This is a genomic window from Pelagicoccus sp. SDUM812005 (genome assembly GCF_031127875.1).
GTDB lineage: Bacteria > Verrucomicrobiota > Verrucomicrobiia > Opitutales > Opitutaceae > Pelagicoccus.
In genome coordinates, this window is the sequence record NZ_JARXIA010000001.1 from 517393 (window position 1) to 534258 (window position 16866).

At 58.2% G+C, this 16866-nt stretch carries 12 protein-coding genes; 6 read left to right on the forward strand and 6 right to left on the reverse strand.

Annotated elements, in window-relative coordinates:
• Positions 1-15: 15 nt before the first annotated feature.
• From pdxA to QEH57_RS01965, 6 genes are all read right to left on the reverse strand, one after another.
• Positions 16-1038: a 4-hydroxythreonine-4-phosphate dehydrogenase PdxA gene (gene pdxA, locus QEH57_RS01940; protein WP_309004982.1), complete on the reverse strand. Its 1023-nt coding sequence runs from the start codon at positions 1036-1038 to the stop codon at positions 16-18.
• Entirely contained in the window at positions 1035-2225 is a 1191-nt protein-coding gene (locus tag QEH57_RS01945; protein WP_309004983.1) for a four-carbon acid sugar kinase family protein, read from the reverse strand. Before QEH57_RS01945 ends, pdxA begins: the two co-directional genes overlap by 4 nt.
• 9 nt (positions 2226-2234) lie before the next feature.
• Positions 2235-3164: a dihydrodipicolinate synthase family protein gene (locus QEH57_RS01950; protein ID WP_309004984.1), complete on the reverse strand. Its 930-nt coding sequence runs from the start codon at positions 3162-3164 to the stop codon at positions 2235-2237.
• Complete coding sequence (locus QEH57_RS01955) at positions 3165-4349, reverse strand: iron-containing alcohol dehydrogenase (protein WP_309004985.1); 1185 nt, start codon at positions 4347-4349, stop codon at positions 3165-3167.
• Positions 4342-5904: a sodium/solute symporter gene (locus QEH57_RS01960; protein WP_309004986.1), complete on the reverse strand. Its 1563-nt coding sequence runs from the start codon at positions 5902-5904 to the stop codon at positions 4342-4344. The genes QEH57_RS01955 and QEH57_RS01960 overlap by 8 nt, the downstream gene beginning before the upstream one ends.
• A 278-nt stretch (positions 5905-6182) precedes the next feature.
• On the reverse strand, positions 6183-7271 hold the full coding sequence (locus tag QEH57_RS01965) for a LacI family DNA-binding transcriptional regulator (protein ID WP_309004987.1): 1089 nt from the start codon (positions 7269-7271) through the stop codon (positions 6183-6185).
• 363 nt (positions 7272-7634) lie between these two features.
• On the opposite strand from QEH57_RS01965, the gene QEH57_RS01970 reads away from it, so the two are divergent.
• From QEH57_RS01970 to QEH57_RS01995, 6 genes are read left to right on the forward strand one after another with little or no spacing between them, the layout of a single operon-like run.
• Positions 7635-9272, forward strand: coding sequence for a glycosyl hydrolase family 65 protein (locus QEH57_RS01970; protein ID WP_309004988.1), 1638 nt, complete (start codon positions 7635-7637; stop codon positions 9270-9272).
• Between the two features lies 1 nt (position 9273).
• On the forward strand, positions 9274-12261 hold the full coding sequence (locus QEH57_RS01975; RefSeq protein WP_309004989.1) for a DUF6298 domain-containing protein: 2988 nt from the start codon (positions 9274-9276) through the stop codon (positions 12259-12261).
• Positions 12262-12296: 35 nt separating this feature from the next.
• Positions 12297-13865, forward strand: coding sequence for a DUF5060 domain-containing protein (locus QEH57_RS01980; protein WP_309004990.1), 1569 nt, complete (start codon positions 12297-12299; stop codon positions 13863-13865).
• Between the two features lie 30 nt (positions 13866-13895).
• Positions 13896-14885, forward strand: coding sequence for a glycoside hydrolase family 43 protein (locus QEH57_RS01985; RefSeq protein ID WP_309004991.1), 990 nt, complete (start codon positions 13896-13898; stop codon positions 14883-14885).
• Positions 14886-14919: 34 nt separating this feature from the next.
• Complete coding sequence (locus QEH57_RS01990) at positions 14920-15909, forward strand: glycosyl hydrolase family 28-related protein (RefSeq protein ID WP_309004992.1); 990 nt, start codon at positions 14920-14922, stop codon at positions 15907-15909.
• 21 nt (positions 15910-15930) lie between these two features.
• Positions 15931-16854: a dihydrodipicolinate synthase family protein gene (locus QEH57_RS01995; RefSeq protein ID WP_309004993.1), complete on the forward strand. Its 924-nt coding sequence runs from the start codon at positions 15931-15933 to the stop codon at positions 16852-16854.
• The last annotated feature ends 12 nt before the right edge of the window (positions 16855-16866 follow it).

Consider the following 16866-nt stretch of genomic DNA (forward strand, 5'->3'; position numbering starts at 1 on the left):
AGTGGGTTTGGGATTCTAGGAGCTCGGGGCAAGTTTGCTTTGGGCGCTGCCCAGCTGGGCGGCGAGCTTGACGGCTTCGATGAGGCTGCGTGGGTCTGACTTGCCGGTTCCGGCCATGTCGAAGTTAGTCCCGTGCTCGACGGAGGTTCGGATGATGGGCAAGCCGAGAGTCACGTTTACGCCTTTCCAGATTCCAAGCATCTTGGCGGCAACGTGCCCTTGATCGTGGAACATGGCAACAGCGGCGTCGAATTCTCCTTGGTTGGCCCGGAAGAAAACGGTGTCGCCCGGATAGGGGCCGGAGACTTGGAAGCCGCGACGCTTGGCTTCTTCGATAGCGGGGCTGATGTGCTCGATTTCCTCGTCGCCGAAGAGGCCGTTTTCGCCCGCGTGGGGATTGAGCCCGGCGACTGCGATGTGAGGTTTCTCAACGCCGAGGCGGCGAATGGCTTCGTCGGTGAGTTCGATGACTTTGAGTATCCGTTCCGCGCGTACGCGGTTGATCGCCTCGCTGAGCGGGACGTGGGTGGATACGTGGCTAACTCTCAAGTGCTCGGCGGCGAGCATCATGGTGGCGCCGGGACGATCGCAGAGTTCGGCGAGCAGGCCGGTGTGTCCGTCGTAGTGGTGTCCGGCCTTGTTCATCGCTTCCTTGTTCAAGGCGCATGTGACGATGCCGTCGACTTCGCCGCTGAGGTTGAGTTCGGTGGCTTTCTTGACGTATTCGTAGGCGGCTTGTCCGCACATGGGATCGACGCTGCCGAGGCGCAGCTTTGAGATGTCGATGTTGTCGAGGTCGAGTACGTCGAGTACGCCATCGGCGAAGGTGGCTTCGGAAACCGAGGAAATGCCGCGAACTTGCAGGGGCGAGCCGGTGAAGCCGAGGGCTTGCTGCATGACTTGGAGATCGCCCACGATGACGGGACGGCAGCGGTCGCCGAGCTTTTCTTCCACGAAGGCTTTGGTGATGATCTCCGCTCCGGTGCCGGCGGCGTCGCCCATGGTGATGGCGAGGATTGGTTTTCTGAGAGTATTCATAAAGTGGTTGCGGGTAGCTGCGTGGCCTGGTTCGGAAGGCTTGCGACGAGGGCGGGGGGCCAGGGGTAGCTGCCCGGTTTGGTGGTGATGCTTAGCGCCTCGTAGCTTGGGGTGGCGAGGGAAACGACGCCGCCCGCCCAGATGCGTTCAACTTGAAGTTCGTTTATGCCGAGCTGCTTCATGACGAGGGCGGCGGTGGCTCCGCCTTCGAGGATGAGGTGAAGCCTGTTCGATAGAAGCGAGGAATGCTCTTTGAGTTTGGCGAGCAAGGCCTGCAGGACGCGTTCGATTTCCTGGGCTGCGTTCGCGGGCGCTGTGGGCAGGCGTTCGAATTCCAAAGTGGCAAGGCTGGTTTTGCGCAGGGTGGCGATGATGGCTTCGCAGGCTTTGGCGAGCGCTGAAGCCTCATTGGCAGCGGGAGAGAGGGCCAGTCGCGCTCGGGCGGGGCGCTTTAAGGAACGATGAAATTCGTCTCGTTGACGGGAGACGGTTCCGTGGATCAGGAGAGTCGCTTGCGGCGGGAGGCTAGGGGAACTCCGGCGGTCCTGAGGGAGGGGCCTTTCGTTTTCGATGATGGACTCGTAGAACTCCCGGCCTCCTGCTGGGAGGTCGCTTGGCAGGAGCTTTTTGCTCCAGGCCTTAACGTCATCGGCAGTTGAAGCCTCGCAAATAATGAGGCCCGTTTCGGGCAAGTGTTCGTGGTGCTTGCAGCAGTGTACTTGAAAGCCGGGTACGTCGCCTAGCAGTCGCACTGGGTCGTCGCTCATGGCGGGATGAGTGGGATCGATGGCGAATTCTGTTTCCGAAATAGGGGTGCCGTTTATCCGGTAGGTCCGATCCCATATGCTGCGCCCTGTTGATGGGTTGGCGGGGTGTAGGAGGATGCGGCGCTTGTGAAGGGCGGTAGCGAGGGTGGCGAATTCCACCCCAAGGTTTCCTCGCAATACGGAGTCGACCTTTTTGAAAAGGCCTTGCTTAGGCTGCCTGGAGATGAAGCGGATCGCGCGGGAGATGGCGGCTTGGGCGTCGCTTGGGTCGCTCAATCGAGAGTCTGTATCCAGCACGGTATGACGAACGATGGAATTCTCTGGAAGAGGGTCCCGAAGCACGGCGCTGCTAAAGCCGCGATGGAAGGATGCGGCCGCGATCTCGGCAGCGCCCGTGAAATCGTCTGCCACTACGATCATGCGCGGTTGTTAGGTTCGCTTTTTGTAGCTGTCGGTTTGCAGCTCCGAAAATTGTTCGAGCTGCGATTTTAGCTCTTCGATCTCGGATTCTGGCCGTGTCAGCAAGGGCGGAAGCATGTAGTGCTGGCAGAGCCCGAGCGCCGCCATGCAGGCCTTGAGCGTTGCCAGGGATTGGCCGAGGGTGCGGTTTTGTTGGAAGACTTGGGCGAGATTGTTGGCAAGGTTTTGCATCTCTTCCGCTCCGTTCCAGTTTTCGTCTTCCACGAGTTCGGCGAAGGTTTGCCAAAGGTGCGGTGCGAGGTTGCCGGAACTGGGAACCAGTCCGTCGTATCCGTGGCGCATGGCTTCGAGGGAATTGCGGGCAACGCCCATGAAAATGGAGAAGTCGTCGCGCTTGCCGAGTTCGGCGATGGCTTCGAGGCGACCGGGTACGTTTTCGGAATCCTTGAAGCCGACCACGTTGTCCCAGTCGGAAATGGTCTTCACCACCTCGATGGGCATGGACATGTGGGTGGCGGGCGGGATGTTGTAGGGGACGATCGCTCCGTTTATTTGGTCGGAGAGGAGCTGGAAGTATTGTACCATCTCGCCGGAGGTGAGGGTGTAGTAGCTCGGCAAGTGGGCGACTACGGCGTCGACTCCGATGGTTAGGTAGGCGTTGGCTGCGTCGATGGAGTTGAGCACGCAGTTGTCTCCAATTCCTGCATACACCGGAACGCGACCGGCGGCGGCTTTGACGGCGATCTCCACGAAGCGGTTTCGCAGGGAGGAGGGGATCGATGCCGCCTCGCCGGTGGTTCCCATGACGAAGGCTCCCAGTCCGTGGGAAGCGAGTCGGTCGACCATGCGTTCAGCGGCTGGCTCGTCGAGAGTTAGCTCTTTGGTGAACGGCGTGACCATGGGGACGATCGTGCCTCTGTGTTTGTTTGGCTGGTTCATTTAGAATGCGTTTTGGTAGATGCCCTCCGCGTCCGATTGCGAAAGGTCTCTCAAATTGTTGACGAGGAGCCGCTTGATTCCCAGGGCTGCGGTGGCCATGCGCGGGATGTCGCCTGCGGTGACTCCGCATGCGGCTAGGCTGCTCGGTAGGGAGCAGTCGGAGCAGAGCTGCTCGAGGGCGGCGATAAAGCGGTCGGCGTTTTCGGCGGCGGTGGCGGAGGTGTCCGCAAGGCCGAGGTGGGCGGCGATTTCCGCGTAGCGTTCCGGCACGGCGCTTGCGTTGAAGCGGAGCAGGTGCGGCATGAGAATAGCGTTCGCCAAGCCATGAGGCACCTTGAATTCGCTCCCTAGCGGATAGGACAAGGCGTGGATCGCAGCTGTATTCACCGGACCAAGACAGAGTCCACCGTAGAGGCTGCCGAGGGCCAAGGCAGATCGAGCTTCGGTGTCTCGTCCGTCTTCGAGGGCGTTTTGCAGCTGGGCGAAGATGAGTTGGATGCCCTTGAGCGCGTAGACGTCGACGAGGGGGTGGGCGTTGCGGTTGGCGTAGGCTTCGATGCAGTGCGAGAGGGCGTCGAGCGCGGTGCTGGCGGTGGTGCCGCTTGGCAGGGAATAGGTGAGTTCGGGATCGACGAAGGCGGCGTCCGGAACGAGCCAAGGGCTGATGACTCCCTTTTTGAGTTGGGCCTCGGGGTCGAGGAAAATGGCGTTGGGGGAGACTTCGCTGCCTGCCCCGGCGGTGGTAGGAATGGCGAGCAGCGGGATGTTGCGAGGCGGGAGCAGGCCGTTGCCGACGAAGGAAAGGATCTCTGCCGATTCGTCGAGGGTGGCGGCCGCGATCTTGGCGATATCGATCACGCTGCCGCCGCCAAATCCGATGGCTGCTTGGGCGGCGGTGTCGCGCAGCCATTTGCGGGCGTTTTCCGCGTCGGCGAAGGTCGGTTCCGCAGGGAGCGGCTCGGAGAGGTGGACGGCGATCTGGGCCGCTTCCAGCCTATCCACGAGGGCCTTGCTGAGCTCTCGAGTGGAGCGGGAGACGAAGAGGGCTACGGATGGGATCGAGCGTTGTTCCAGGAATTCGACCGCTTGCAGGCAGGAACCTGCTCCAAAGGCGATTTTCGCAGGTTGGAGCAGAGTGAGGGGCCGGAGGCCTTGGGTGCGGTTCGTTTCTAGGATGTCAGGCACAGATCCGTTTTCTTCTGAAAGTGAGTTGATCGACGTCGTCGGGACGGTAGCCGCCGAAAGCGAGGCTGCTGAGGTATCCGACGGTGAAGAGTATGAAGTGGCCGCCGATGCCGAAGTAGATCGGGTGCCAGGAGAAGTTGAAGCCGAGGTCCAAGATGCGGCTGTCTCCGCCGGAGGTAAGCACGCCCCATGCGGTAAAGATGAGGCAGGCGGCGATTCCGATGTAGCAGCCTTGGCGGGTGGCTCGGCGGGTCAGGAAGCCCAGGAGGAAGAAGCCGAGGGTGCCGCCGGAGAGGATGGCGGCGATCGTGACGGCCCGTTCCATGATGGAGGCCATGCCTTGCTCCGGAATGAGCAGCACTGCGGTTCCGGCGGCGAAGGCTCCAGCCAGGGCGACGAAGAAGCGACCGCTGAACAAGCGGGCCTTTTCGCCGAGGCTGGGCTTGAAGTGGAGCAGGTAGTCGTTGGTAGCGACGGTCGAGATGCTGTTCAGATCGGCGCTGATGGAGGACATGGATGCGGCCAAGATGGCGGCGAGGATCAGGCCTACGATGCCGGCGGGCATGTGGCTGAGGATGAAATGGGGCACGACGTCGTCGGCGGTGGCGGGACCCGCCTCTCCGCTGAGCTGGTAGTAGCCCCAAAGGCAGGCGCCGATGAACATGAACACGGTCCAAACCGGAACGCAAAGCAGGGCGTTCCAGAGGGCGCCGCGGCTGGCTTCCTGGTCGGTCTTGGCGATCAGGTAGCGCTGGACCATGTGTTGATCGGCCACGTAGCGGCGGCCCCAATTGATGGTGTAGGCCAGGATGAAGAGCCACTGAGTGGTGATTGCGGGATCGGTGAGGGACTTCCAGTCGAGGCTGAAGTCGCCGAGGCTGAAGCGTCCGCCTTCCCAGGCGGCTCCGATCACGGCCCCGGGGGCTCCCACTTCGCTGGCGAAGACGAGGCGCAAAGTGATGAGCACGGCCGCTCCGATGAAGATGGCGCCTTGGGCAACGCTGGTCCAAACCACGGCTTCCATGCCGCCGACCATGGTGTATACGACGGTGAAGAGGGCGATGCCTAGGATGACGTTGGACAGGTCCCAGCCGGTCATGACGTGCACCGCGACGGCCGTGGTGACGAGGGTGACGCCCAGGTCGAAGGTGCGATCCGCGAGGAAGCCGAAGGATGCGTAGAACTTGCCGCCCAGACCGAAACGCTTGCCGATGAACTCGTAGGCGCTCATGCCGACCACGTTGCGGTAGAAGGGAACGATAAACTTGGCGACGACGATGAGGACAAGCGGCAGGGTTAGGTTCCCGAGCAGCAGGATCATGCCCTTCTGGTAGGTGGATCCCGGCAGGCCGACGATGGTGCCGCTGCCGATTATGGTGGCCATTAGGGTCATGGCCACGGCCCACGCGGGCATGGATCGGTTGGCGACGAAGTAGTCTGCGGCAGTTTTGGGACGCGAGCTAGCGGCTAGTCCGATCAGGGCGATCGCTAGCATGTAGATGCCGATAACTGCGTAGTCTAGAACACTCAAAGTGGTTTGGGCTAGGGGAGTCATGGGCCAGCTTTCGCATGGCTCATAGAAAATGTGAAACCTTTCAGTGATGAAAAGATCAAGGTTATTTTCATGAAAAACAATGATATAGAAAGTTTAGTTTCATCGTTCACCAATGAGGCCAAGCCAGCGGAAATTTTTTAAAAAACGGGTCATGCTTAGTCTGCGGCTCGTGGCTTTGGAGGAGGGGCGGTGCGAGGGGACGTTATGACGCAAAAAAGCGCTTCCTGGAGGGGAAGCGCTTCTGGTGGGAAAGTGGTTTTCGGCGGGGCGAAGGCGCCCTAGAGTTGCTTGACGGAGTCGCCGGGGACGAGGGTGGGTTCAACCAGATTTTGGAAGTGGCATTTCTGGTTAGGATTTCCGATGCGCCAGATGAGCTGGTCGACGGCGCGTTGCCCGATGACTTCGGCGTGCACGTCGATGGTGGTGAGCGCTGGGTTCATGTTGGCCAGCAGGGGCTTTTCGTTGTTGCAGGAGATGATGCTGACGTCTTCGCCGACCTTAAGGTCTCGCTGGGCGAATGCTGCGTAGGCCTGCACGGCGGTACGGTCGGAGGGGACGAAGAGGGCGGTGGGGCGCTTGTCCTTGGGCAGCTGCATCCAGCGCTCGACGAGCACGTCCACGTTGTTTTGCAAGGTAATGGAAGGCAGGGGCCACTCGAGGGAGGTGGGCGGGTCCACTTCCAGGGTGGAGGTCTGGTGTCCGAGGCGGATGGAGTGCTGAGTGAAGGAAGCCTTCATGCGCTCGAATTGGATCTGGCCCGGCTTGGGGTTGAGGAAGGCGGTCCTGCGATGGCCCTTTTCGTCGAGGTGCTCGGCGACGATGCGGCCGGCCTCCTCGGTGTCGTAGTTGCAGTGGTCGCCCACGGCGTTGGGCAGCCGGCCCATGAGCCAGACGTAGGGAATGGAGTAGAAGCGGCTGAGCAAGCTGCGCTTGGCTTCGGAGGGGAGGATGCCTTGGTTGGGGCCCTTGAGAATGAGTCCCTCTATGTGCTGGTCCGAAATGAAGTGGGGAGTGCGGTCGCCGTTGGGGATGTTGGCGAGCATGAGGTTGTAGCCCTGGGTGGCGAGGGCGCGCTCGATGCCGTGCACGGCGGAGCTCACGATGGGAAGTTGCACGAGGGTGTCCTCCATGCCGAAGAAGACGAGGCCGATGTTCCCGACGCGTCGATCGCTGGATTCGCGGGGGCGCTTGCGGTTGCGGAGGCGGACGTAGCCCAGCTCGTTCACCGCGTCGTTGACGCGATTGCGGATGTCTTCGTTGACGTCCGGATGGTTGTTGAAGACGCGCGAGACGGTGCCAATGGCAACTTCGGCTTTGCGGGCAACGTCGGCGATGGTGGCGCGGCTGCTTTTCTTTCGGGTGGTCATGCTGTGGGAGGAGGAATCGATTGGGGAACGTGTTTAGGTGAGGAAGTGTTGATCGTGAAGTGAAAAATATTGACAGGGGCCCGCTTGGCTGCCGGTTATTTCATTTGAAATACAAGATGAAATAAAAGCAACTGTTCTATGCGTGTCAACCAACGATCAAGCAAAAGCGGGCGAAAAGCCGCTGGCGAAAAGAGCCGACTCGAGCTGCGAATCTCGAAGGGTGGCTTTGGAAGCGCCGGAGCGCCTGATTGTCAGAGTTGGAGATGCGTGCAATGGTTGCCAAGTGAATGCATATCTCGCTGAAGATCAAAACCTATTGAGAAGGGCGCAGCGCCTTTCCGCCCGATTTTACCCCTGATTGCCATGGAGCCCCAAAACGCCCAGAACCCAGACTTTTCACGCCGAAAGACATCGGTAGAACGCGCTCGCAGCTTTGGCCTGAAGCTTGCCTTGCTGGCGGTGCCCGCTTGCGCGGTCCTCTTTGCCCAGTCGCTCTTTAGCGGCGACGAGCCGAAGTCGCGTTTCGCGGTTTTGGACGTTTCGGACTACCAGGAGATCGTGGAAGGCTTCAACGAATGGGACGAGGAAGCGGTGGTGAACTTGGTCCCCAACGCGGCTTCCTGGCAGTGGATGGTGGAGCAGGTGCCGTTCTTCGACTGTCCTGACGAAGATTTGCGCGAGATCTACTACTTCCGTTGGTGGGCCTTGCGGAAGCATCTGAAGCAGGTGGGCGACTACTATGCCTATACGGAGTTTATCGAGTTGGACACCAAAGCGTGGTTCATCCCGCCCGAGAGAACGATCGCGAGCGCTCTCGGTCACCACTTTATGGAGACGCGTTGGCTGGTGAACCAGGATAAGGACGACTCCTATCTCGACTACTGGATGGTGGGAAATGACGGCAAGGCGCAGGGGCACTTCCATCGCTACAGCAGTTGGTTGCACGATGCGATGTGGCAGCGCTACCTGGTGACCGGCGACCTTGATTTCATCGCGCAGCGCTTCGAACGCTTCGAGGCTGACTACCGCCTGTGGCAGGAAGAGAAGCAGCTGGACAGCGGACTCTACTGGCAGGCCGACGTTTGGGACGCCATGGAGGAGTCGATTTCCGGTGGGCGTCACGAGAAGAATATTCGGCCCACCATAAATAGCTATATGTTCGGGAATGCGGTGGCCCTTTCGAACATGGCGAAGCTGCTGGGCAAGGAGGAAGCCGCAGCGGTTTACCATGAGGAAGCGGAAGCCCAGCGCGCCCGCGTTTTGGATACGCTTTGGAGCGAGGACCTGAACTTTTTCGAATCGGTGAAGGAGAGCGGCGGATTCGCGAAGGTTCGCGAAGCGATCGGCTTTATCCCTTGGTACTTCAAGCTGCCTACGCCAGGAAAGGGGTACGAGGTTGCTTGGGAGCAGGTGCTGGATCCGGAAGGGTTCTCGGCTCCCTTTGGGCTGACTACCGCGGAGCAGCGCCACCCGGAGTTTCGTTCGCACGGCACGGGCTATTGCGAATGGGATGGAGCGATCTGGCCGTACGCGACCTCGCAGACTTTGGTTGCGATGGGCAACGTGATTCGCGATTACGAGCAAGAGGTGATTGGAAAGCAGGATTTCTTCGATGCCTTTCTCGACTATACGCGGGCCCAGCGAAAGAATGGACGCCCGTATATCGGCGAGTACCAGGACGAGCAAACTGGCGAGTGGCTGAAGGGGGACAATCCTCGCAGCAAGTTCTACCATCACTCCACCTATGCGGATCTGTTGATCGCGAATCTCATCGGAATCCGTCCAGAGGATTCGAATCGCGTGGTGGTCGACCCCTTGCTGCCGAATGGCGTTTGGGATTGGTTTTGCTTGGATGGAGTTCCGTACCGCGGTCGCATGCTTACGGTGCTATGGGACAAGTCCGGCAAGCGTTTCGGTAAGGGCGCGGGGCTTTCCTTGTGGGCGGATGGCGAGCTCGTCTCTCGCAGGGATTCCTTGGGCAAGCTAGAGGGAGCGTTCTAGGATGGGCGGTATCCGAAAGCTCATTACGGTTTCGCTTCTCCTCTGCTGCGGCCTCGGGCTGGCCGAAGCGAAGCAGTCGAAAGCTGTCTTTCGCCAGGACGCCTCCGGAACTCTGGTTTACGACGCAGACGAGAGGGGCAATGTGGTCCCCGACTTCTCCGGCGCTGGTTACGGCGGCGGAGGTTTGATGCTGCCACGGGTAGACGCCAAGGTTCGTGTTTCTCCCTCGGGCGAAGACGATACGCGTCGCATTCAGGCTGCTATCGATTGGGTGTCCAAGCTCCCGCTCGACGAGCGCGGCATTCGCGGCGCGGTCTTGCTGGCCCCGGGCGAGTTTCTCGTGGAAGGTCAGCTTCGCATCGAGGCGAGCGGAGTGGTCTTGCGTGGCTCCGGCGGTGAAACGTCGCGCACGGTACTGCGGGCGACCGGCGACAGCCGCCGGCATTTGCTCGTGGCCGGTGGGGCAGCCGATCCGAAGCTTGAGGACAGGGCTCGGACGGTCGTTGGGGATTACGTCCCGGTGGGGAGCCATGAGTTGGAAATTTCGGCAGTCGACGGATTGGTAGTGGGCGACTCGATACGTATCGTGCGGCCGGGAAGCCAGGACTGGGTGGTCGACCTAGGAATGCACGAGGCTCCGGCGCGTTTGCCCTATAATTGGAAGGGTGAGAAGATGGTTTTGCAATGGGATCGAAGGATCGAAGCGATCGATGGTAACAGGCTTCGCTTAGATGCTCCGATTACCACGGCCTTGGAGCGCAAATATGGTCAGTCGGAAGTGCGGAAGATCGTTGCTTCAGATGCTATTTCACAGGTGGGGATCGAGCGGCTCGCTTGCGTGAGCGATTTCAACGAATCGAACTCCAAAGACGAAAACCACAGTTGGGTAGCGGTTTCCTTGGAAGGGGTCGTGGACTCCTGGGTGAGCGATGTGAGCGCCCGGCATTTCGTTTTGTCCGCGGTGCGAGTGGGGGAGGACTGTCGCCGCGTCACGGTGCAGGATTGTTCCTTTCTGGAGCCGGTCTCGGAATTGGCGGGATACCGTCGCCAAAGTTTCAATACCTATGGGCAACAGACGCTTTTTCTGCGCTGCTATTCCGAGTACTCCATCGATGACTTTACGGTCGGCCATCTAGCGAGCGGGCCAAACGTGTTTTTAGAATGCCGCAGCAAGGAGAGCTCGGGCGTTAGCGGCTCTATCGGCCACTGGGCTTCCGGCATGCTTTTCGACAGCGTGCATGTGGACGGCGGTGCCCTCGCTTTGGACAACCGGGAAATTTGGAATCAAGGCGTAGGCTGGGCTGCCGCTAACAGCGTTATCTATGATAGCTCCGCCTCGGAGATGATTACTCGTCGCCCGCCCACGGCGAATAATTGGGCGATCAATGTTTGGGGGCAGTTCCGCGGGGATGGGACTTGGATCGGGACGAGCGAGTTCGCCAATCCGAAAAGTTTATACGTGGCCCAGCTTCAGGATCGTTTGGGCGAAGGCGCGGAAAAAGCCTTGCAGCAGCGAATCTATATTTCGAACCGAATGGCCATTCCTGAACTGGAAACGGTCGTTCCCGAGCTTCCCATCGAGACGGTCGAGCGCGGCGATTCCTTGGAGTTGATCGCGGGACAGCTGCAAGCGGGAGGAATGCCGCTGGTGGGACGCGATCGCAATGTGACTTGGTGGCGCGGACGCTTGCTGCCCACTCGCGCGGGCGATTTTGGATACAGCATCACCCGTTTCACTCCCGGACGCAGCGGCGCGGGCTTGACCGATGATCTCGACCTGATGACCGACGAGATGGTAGCCAAAGGGGACGTTTCGCTGCGGCACAATTATGGCTTGTGGTATGATCGCCGTCGCGACGACCACGAGATGACGCGCCGCCGCACGGCGGATGTTTGGCCGCCTTTTTACGAGCAACCCTTTTACTTGAGCGGAGAGGGGCGAAGCTGGAACGGCCTGAGCAAGTATGACCTTTTCCAATACAACTCCTGGTACTTCGAACGTCTGGATGAATTTGCGGAGCTCGCTCAACGAAAGCGACTCGTGCTGGTGAACGAGATGTTCTTCCAGCACAATATCTTGGAGTCTGGCGGGCACTGGGTGGATTGCCCATGGCGTCCCGTGAACACGATCCAAGAAACAGACTTTACGGAGCCGCCTCCGTTCAAGGGCGATACCATCGTGATGGCTCCGGAGTTCTACGATATCACGCATCCCGTGCGGCGAGAGGTGAATCGAGCCTACATTCGCAAGTGCTTGGATAACTTGGCGGAGCGTCCGAACGTCATTCACGTTATCGGGGCAGAGTATTCCGGTCCGTTGCATTTCATGGAGTTTTGGATCGATGTGGTTGCGGAATGGATGGAAGAGACCGGACACGATCCGCTTATCGGTCTCAGCTGCGCCAAGAACGTGCAAGATGCGATCCTTACCGATCCCGAGCGCTCCGGCATCGTGGACGTAATTGATTTTCAATACTGGTGGTATTTGGACGATGGTATTGTGGATCCCGCGGGAGGGCGAAATCTATCGCCGCGTCGTAGCGGGGGCAAACGGGGCAGCGGTTCCTTTTCCGTCGAATCCTTGGCTCGCATGGTTAGCGAGTATCGGGAGAAGTTTCCTGACAAAGCGGTGATTACGACGAAGGATATCCAGGATCCTTGGTCTTATACCTTTGCTGGTGGATCGTTGGCTCCATTGGCGCGTGAGACGGATGCCTCCTTGATGAAGGAAATCGCTGCGGCTCGTCCTCTGTTTCTCGATGAATCCCACCAATGGGCGATGCAAAGCGAGCGGGGATCGTTGCTGGTGCGCAAGAAAGCGGACGTCGATTTCGATCACCAACCTTTGAATCCATCTTCCGAATACGAATTTATCCTAATCAACGCCGTCGATGGCAGCATCGACGTTCGTGGACGCTACAAAGCCGGAGACAAGCGATTGAAGAAACTGACGACTACGCACGAGCTCTTTTGGCTGCGCCCACTTTGATTTTTCGCAAACCCATTTATTTACCATACCTCAAAATGAAATTGATCAAATCACTCTTTCGCGTCGCCGTTCTAGGGGGCGCTTTGTTGGCAACGGCTACGACTCTCTGGGCGGATACGGTCGAAAAATGGGGCCTCTACGAAATAGAGCTCGAAGGACCGAGCGACGGGAATCCTTTTCTCGATGTGGAATTGGAGGCCACGTTCACCAACGGTTTCGTGAGCAAAACGGTAACCGGATTTTATGACGGAGACGGGATTTACCGGATTCGCTTCATGCCGGAAGCGATCGGCGAGTGGCGCTACACGACGCAAAGCAACGAGTGGGAATTAACCAAGAAAAGCGGTAGCTTCTCGGTTAGCGAACCGAGTGAGGGAAACCATGGTCCGGTCGTTGTCTACAACACGTACCACTTCGCTTACGCGGATGGCACTCCTTACAAGCAGTTCGGGACGACGATGTACAACTGGATCGATACTCCAGAATCGCTGCAGGAGGAAACGCTGCGCACGCTTGCGGCGTCACCTTTCAACAAGGCTCGCATGCTGTTGACGCAGCAGCCGACCCCGTACCGCAACGAATTCGCGCCACCGCTTTGGCCTTACGAAGGTACGGCCCCGCATGATTGGGATTTCACCCGCTTCAACCCGGAGTTTTTCCGTCACTACGAAAAGCGGATCGGACAGTTGCGGGATTTGGGTATCGAGGCGGACTTGATCCTGTTTAATCCGTATGGAAAGTTTGGATTCAATTCTCAGGATGCGGAAGGCGACGAACGTCTCGTCCGCTATGTGGTCGCTCGGTTTGGAGCCTACCGGAATGTCTGGTGGTCCTTGGCGAATGAATACGACTTTCTGAAGGTAAAGACAGAGGAGGATTGGGGTCGTATCGGTCGCTTGATTCAAGCGTGCGATCCTTACAATCACCTGCGTTCGATTCACAATGGACATCTGCTTTTCGACCATCGTCAGGATTGGGTGACGCACGTGAGCGTGCAGGATGGACACGCCTGCGAATCGCCTGCGAGCGCCAAGATCTACCGCGACGCTTTCCGCAAACCCGTGGTATTCGATGAAATCAAGTACGAGGGAGATGCCAAGTTTCGTTGGGCGGATCTGGACGGGCCAGGCATGATGCATCGCTTCTGGGCGGCTATGATGGCTGGCACCTATGTGGGGCACGGCGACTATTTCAATACGCTGGACGAGGATACCTGGACCTCTTTTGGCGGAAAGATACTTGGCGAAAGTGTGCCGCGAATCGCCTTCCTGCGGGAGATCGTGGAAGACGGGCCGAAGGACGGCCTGAACCTGATCGACAGTTGGATGGATCCCGGAATGTCGGGAGAGGCGGGCGAATATTATTTGCAATACTTCGGTCGCGAAACGCCGAAGGAGTGGGAGTTTAAGCTCTATAAGGGGCTTGAAGCGGGATCGAAATTCAAGGTCGAGCTTATTGACGCTTGGAACATGACCATCACGCCAGTGAAGGGGATTTTCGAGATCGGCGAAAAGGACGGTTACTACCACTACGACAAGAAGGGTCGCAAGGTCCAGCTGAGCGGGAAGACGTACCAGGCGCTCCGCATCACCCGCGTTCGTTAATCGGTGGTTTATGCAAGGGAGAGGAAAGGAATGATGATTTGTAACCTTACACGTATTGGATTGAGGACTACGCTCGCCCGTTCTATGGTTTGCGGCCTTGTTTTGCTTTGCGGGCAAGCGGGTGCCGGGGCCATTGAGGAGATTCCAGAGAAGGCGTACCTGTTTCCCCATTTTTATTGGAATGGCGATTCCGGCATGCACTTGGCTTGGAGCCGGGACGGACTTTCCTGGGAGCTTCTTAATGACGGGGATAGCCTGATAACGCCGGTCGTTGGAGAGTCGAAGCTGCTACGCGATCCCTCCGTGGCTCGTGGACCAGATGGGACTTACCATATGGTTTGGACCGACTCTTGGGGCAGCAAGACTATCGGCTATGCTTCGACCAAGGATTTTATAAACTGGTCGGAGCAAAAGACAATCCCGGTCATGGTTCACGAAGCAGGCGCTCAGAATTCCTGGGCGCCGGAGGTTATTTGGGATCCGGACGAGGAGAATTTTCTCATTCTTTGGTCGACTACTCTGGCGGGGGAGTTTCCGGAGACGGCTCTTACGAATCGCAGACCGACCCGGAACCACCGTATCTACTGTACGACTACGGAGGACTTCGAAACGTTTACGCCCACCCGCTTGTACTACGACGGAGGTTTCAACGTAATCGATGCGATTCTGGCTAAGGACGGAGCGGATTGGTTGATGTTCGTGAAGCACGAGCAACTCAGTCCGACGACGCAGAAGAACATTCGGTTAATTCGGGGCAAGACTTCGCACGGACCGTTTTCCGCTCCCTCGACTCCGATCTCTGGGGACTATTGGGCGGAGGGGCCGTCGCCGTTCAAGATCGGCGACTATTGGTACGTCTATTTCGACAAGCACATGTTCAATGCCTATGGCGCGGTCCGTTCGCTGGACCTGGTGAACTGGGAAGACGTGAGCGATACTCTGAGCTTTCCCAAAGACGTGCGACACGGCTGCTTCATCGAGGTGGACCGCTCCATCCTAGAACCGCTTTTAGCTCTTTGATCACAGTAATCGTTTTGCGAATACAAAACTGTCCATGACCATTGCTCCACGATATTTGATTGCCGCATTTGTGATCGCTTTTCTTTCCGGCCTAAGCTGGGGGCAGGACGATCGGCTGAGCGTGCGCGACTTCGGGGCGCTGGGCGATGGCGTGAGCGAGGACACGGCTGCCGTCGCGAAGGCGATTGCAGCTGCAGCGAAGCTGGGTGGAGCCACGGTCGTTTTTCCTAAAGGCGAGTACTTGACGGGATCGATTCAGCTGGAGGACAAGCTCACGCTGCGTTTCGAAAAAGGGGCGACGCTTCGATTGATGGATGGTTCGGGGGGAGCTGGGCGCGAGTCCGTGGTTTCGATTTCAGGCAAAAAGGACGTACTGCTAGAAGGAGAGGGAGTGCTCAAGGGAAGTGCGAGGAGCGGCTTGTTGCGGGTGGTTGACAGCGAGAGGGTGGCGATCCGCGGTCTGAGCTTTGAAACGGGAGGAACTCAAGGTGACGGGATTTCGCTAAAGGATTCTCGTGAGGTGCGGATTGAAAACTGCCTTGTAAAAGGCGGAAAGAAGGCGATCTGGATCGGAGGATCTCGGAACGTTGGACTCAGTGGCGTCTCGATTGAGGGAGCTGTTGCTGCCTTGGAAATCGGTGATACCTCTGGCATTCGCGTTTCACAGTTACGTGCGACGAGCGAAACGGGCCTGAGCTGTCGTTTAGCAATGGATGTCGAGTTAGTAGACGTTCGCATCGACTCGAAAGCGGGCCCTCAGTTTTTGTTCATGGAATCCCGCTCTGTGGTTCTCGATGCCATTGGAAGCAGCGAGCGTTCCAGCGAGCCCATCGTTTCGGCCCATGATGTGATAGGTTTACGGCTGAGCAACTGCCAAGCAGAGAGCGGAACGAAGACCTTTTTGCAAGTTTTGGGATCCCAGAGCTCTGGGATCGTGATGAGCGGCAACGAGCTTTCGCAAGCTCGAGCGCCGATCATGGTTGGTCCCGACGTACCCGATGGGCGGGTTATCGGAGCCGAATGAACCTTTTGGATCTATAGAAAAATGAATACGAATTTACCAACGGAAGGAGTGCTGGCGGCGCTCTGCTTGCCAGTAGGAAGCGATGGACAATTGCTCGAATCCGCATTGGAGGTGCACCTTTCTTGGCTGCGGTCGAAGGGTATTCATGGCGTTTTGGCCCTTGGCAGTACGGGGGAGTTTCCCCTCATGTCGATCGACGAGCGTAAGTGCGCATTGGATACGGTTTTGAATCTAGCGGGCGATCTGCCTGTTATCGCGAACATCAGCGACATTAATCCCAGAAATGTGGAGGCCTTGGGGCGGCATGCAAAATCGATAGGACTACCGGGAGTGGCGGTGATGCCGCCGAGCTTCTATCCGGTGAACGGGCAGGAGCAGCTGAGCTTTTTCCAACGTATCGCAGCAGCCGTAGATTTGCCGGTCATGCTTTATAATTTTCCGGAACTCACCGGGAATCGTATCGCTCCGGAAACAGTCGCAGCCTTTGCTGATACGGCTCACATGTTTGGCATCAAGCAAAGCGGTGGCGAATTTGCTTACCACAAGGAGCTGGTAGCGATTGGCGATGCCAAGGGCTTCTCTGTATACACCGGCGCGGATACGCGCTTGCCTGAAGCCTTTGGGCTTGGTGTGAAAGCGGCTATCGGCGGATTGGTCAATTTCGTGCCTGAATACATGCTCGCGATTTTCGAGCATTGCCGGAAAGGCAAGGAATGCGATGTCGATTTATTCGCTTCTCGTATGAAGGAAGTGGGTACGATTATTGATCGTCTGAGTTTTCCGGTAAATGTTGGCATGGGGATGTTGGCTCGTGGCTTCGATCCAGGGAGTTCGCGCACCAATGTCTCGGCAGCGTTTAGGGAAGAGATGCAACGTTCGAGCGAAGAGCTAAAGGGACTTTTCGCTACTTGGAATCTTTCGGTGGAGCGACCAGTAAGCGTTTAAGAATTTCGCCCC

What these genes read in the sequence shown, in the direction of transcription:
- QEH57_RS01975 (WP_309004989.1), top strand. Translation starts at nt 9,274, where the DNA reads ATGGGCGGTATCCGAAAGCTCATTACGGTTTCGCTTCTCCTCTGCTGC.
- QEH57_RS01985 (WP_309004991.1), top strand. Translation starts at nt 13,896, where the DNA reads ATGATGATTTGTAACCTTACACGTATTGGATTGAGGACTACGCTCGCC.
- QEH57_RS01995 (WP_309004993.1), top strand. Translation starts at nt 15,931, where the DNA reads ATGAATACGAATTTACCAACGGAAGGAGTGCTGGCGGCGCTCTGCTTG.
- QEH57_RS01970 (WP_309004988.1), top strand. Translation starts at nt 7,635, where the DNA reads ATGGAGCCCCAAAACGCCCAGAACCCAGACTTTTCACGCCGAAAGACA.
- QEH57_RS01945 (WP_309004983.1), bottom strand. Translation starts at nt 2,225, where the DNA reads ATGATCGTAGTGGCAGACGATTTCACGGGCGCTGCCGAGATCGCGGCC.
- QEH57_RS01950 (WP_309004984.1), bottom strand. Translation starts at nt 3,164, where the DNA reads ATGAACCAGCCAAACAAACACAGAGGCACGATCGTCCCCATGGTCACG.
- QEH57_RS01960 (WP_309004986.1), bottom strand. Translation starts at nt 5,904, where the DNA reads ATGACTCCCCTAGCCCAAACCACTTTGAGTGTTCTAGACTACGCAGTT.
- pdxA (WP_309004982.1), bottom strand. Translation starts at nt 1,038, where the DNA reads ATGAATACTCTCAGAAAACCAATCCTCGCCATCACCATGGGCGACGCC.
- QEH57_RS01990 (WP_309004992.1), top strand. Translation starts at nt 14,920, where the DNA reads ATGACCATTGCTCCACGATATTTGATTGCCGCATTTGTGATCGCTTTT.
- QEH57_RS01965 (WP_309004987.1), bottom strand. Translation starts at nt 7,271, where the DNA reads ATGACCACCCGAAAGAAAAGCAGCCGCGCCACCATCGCCGACGTTGCC.
- QEH57_RS01980 (WP_309004990.1), top strand. Translation starts at nt 12,297, where the DNA reads ATGAAATTGATCAAATCACTCTTTCGCGTCGCCGTTCTAGGGGGCGCT.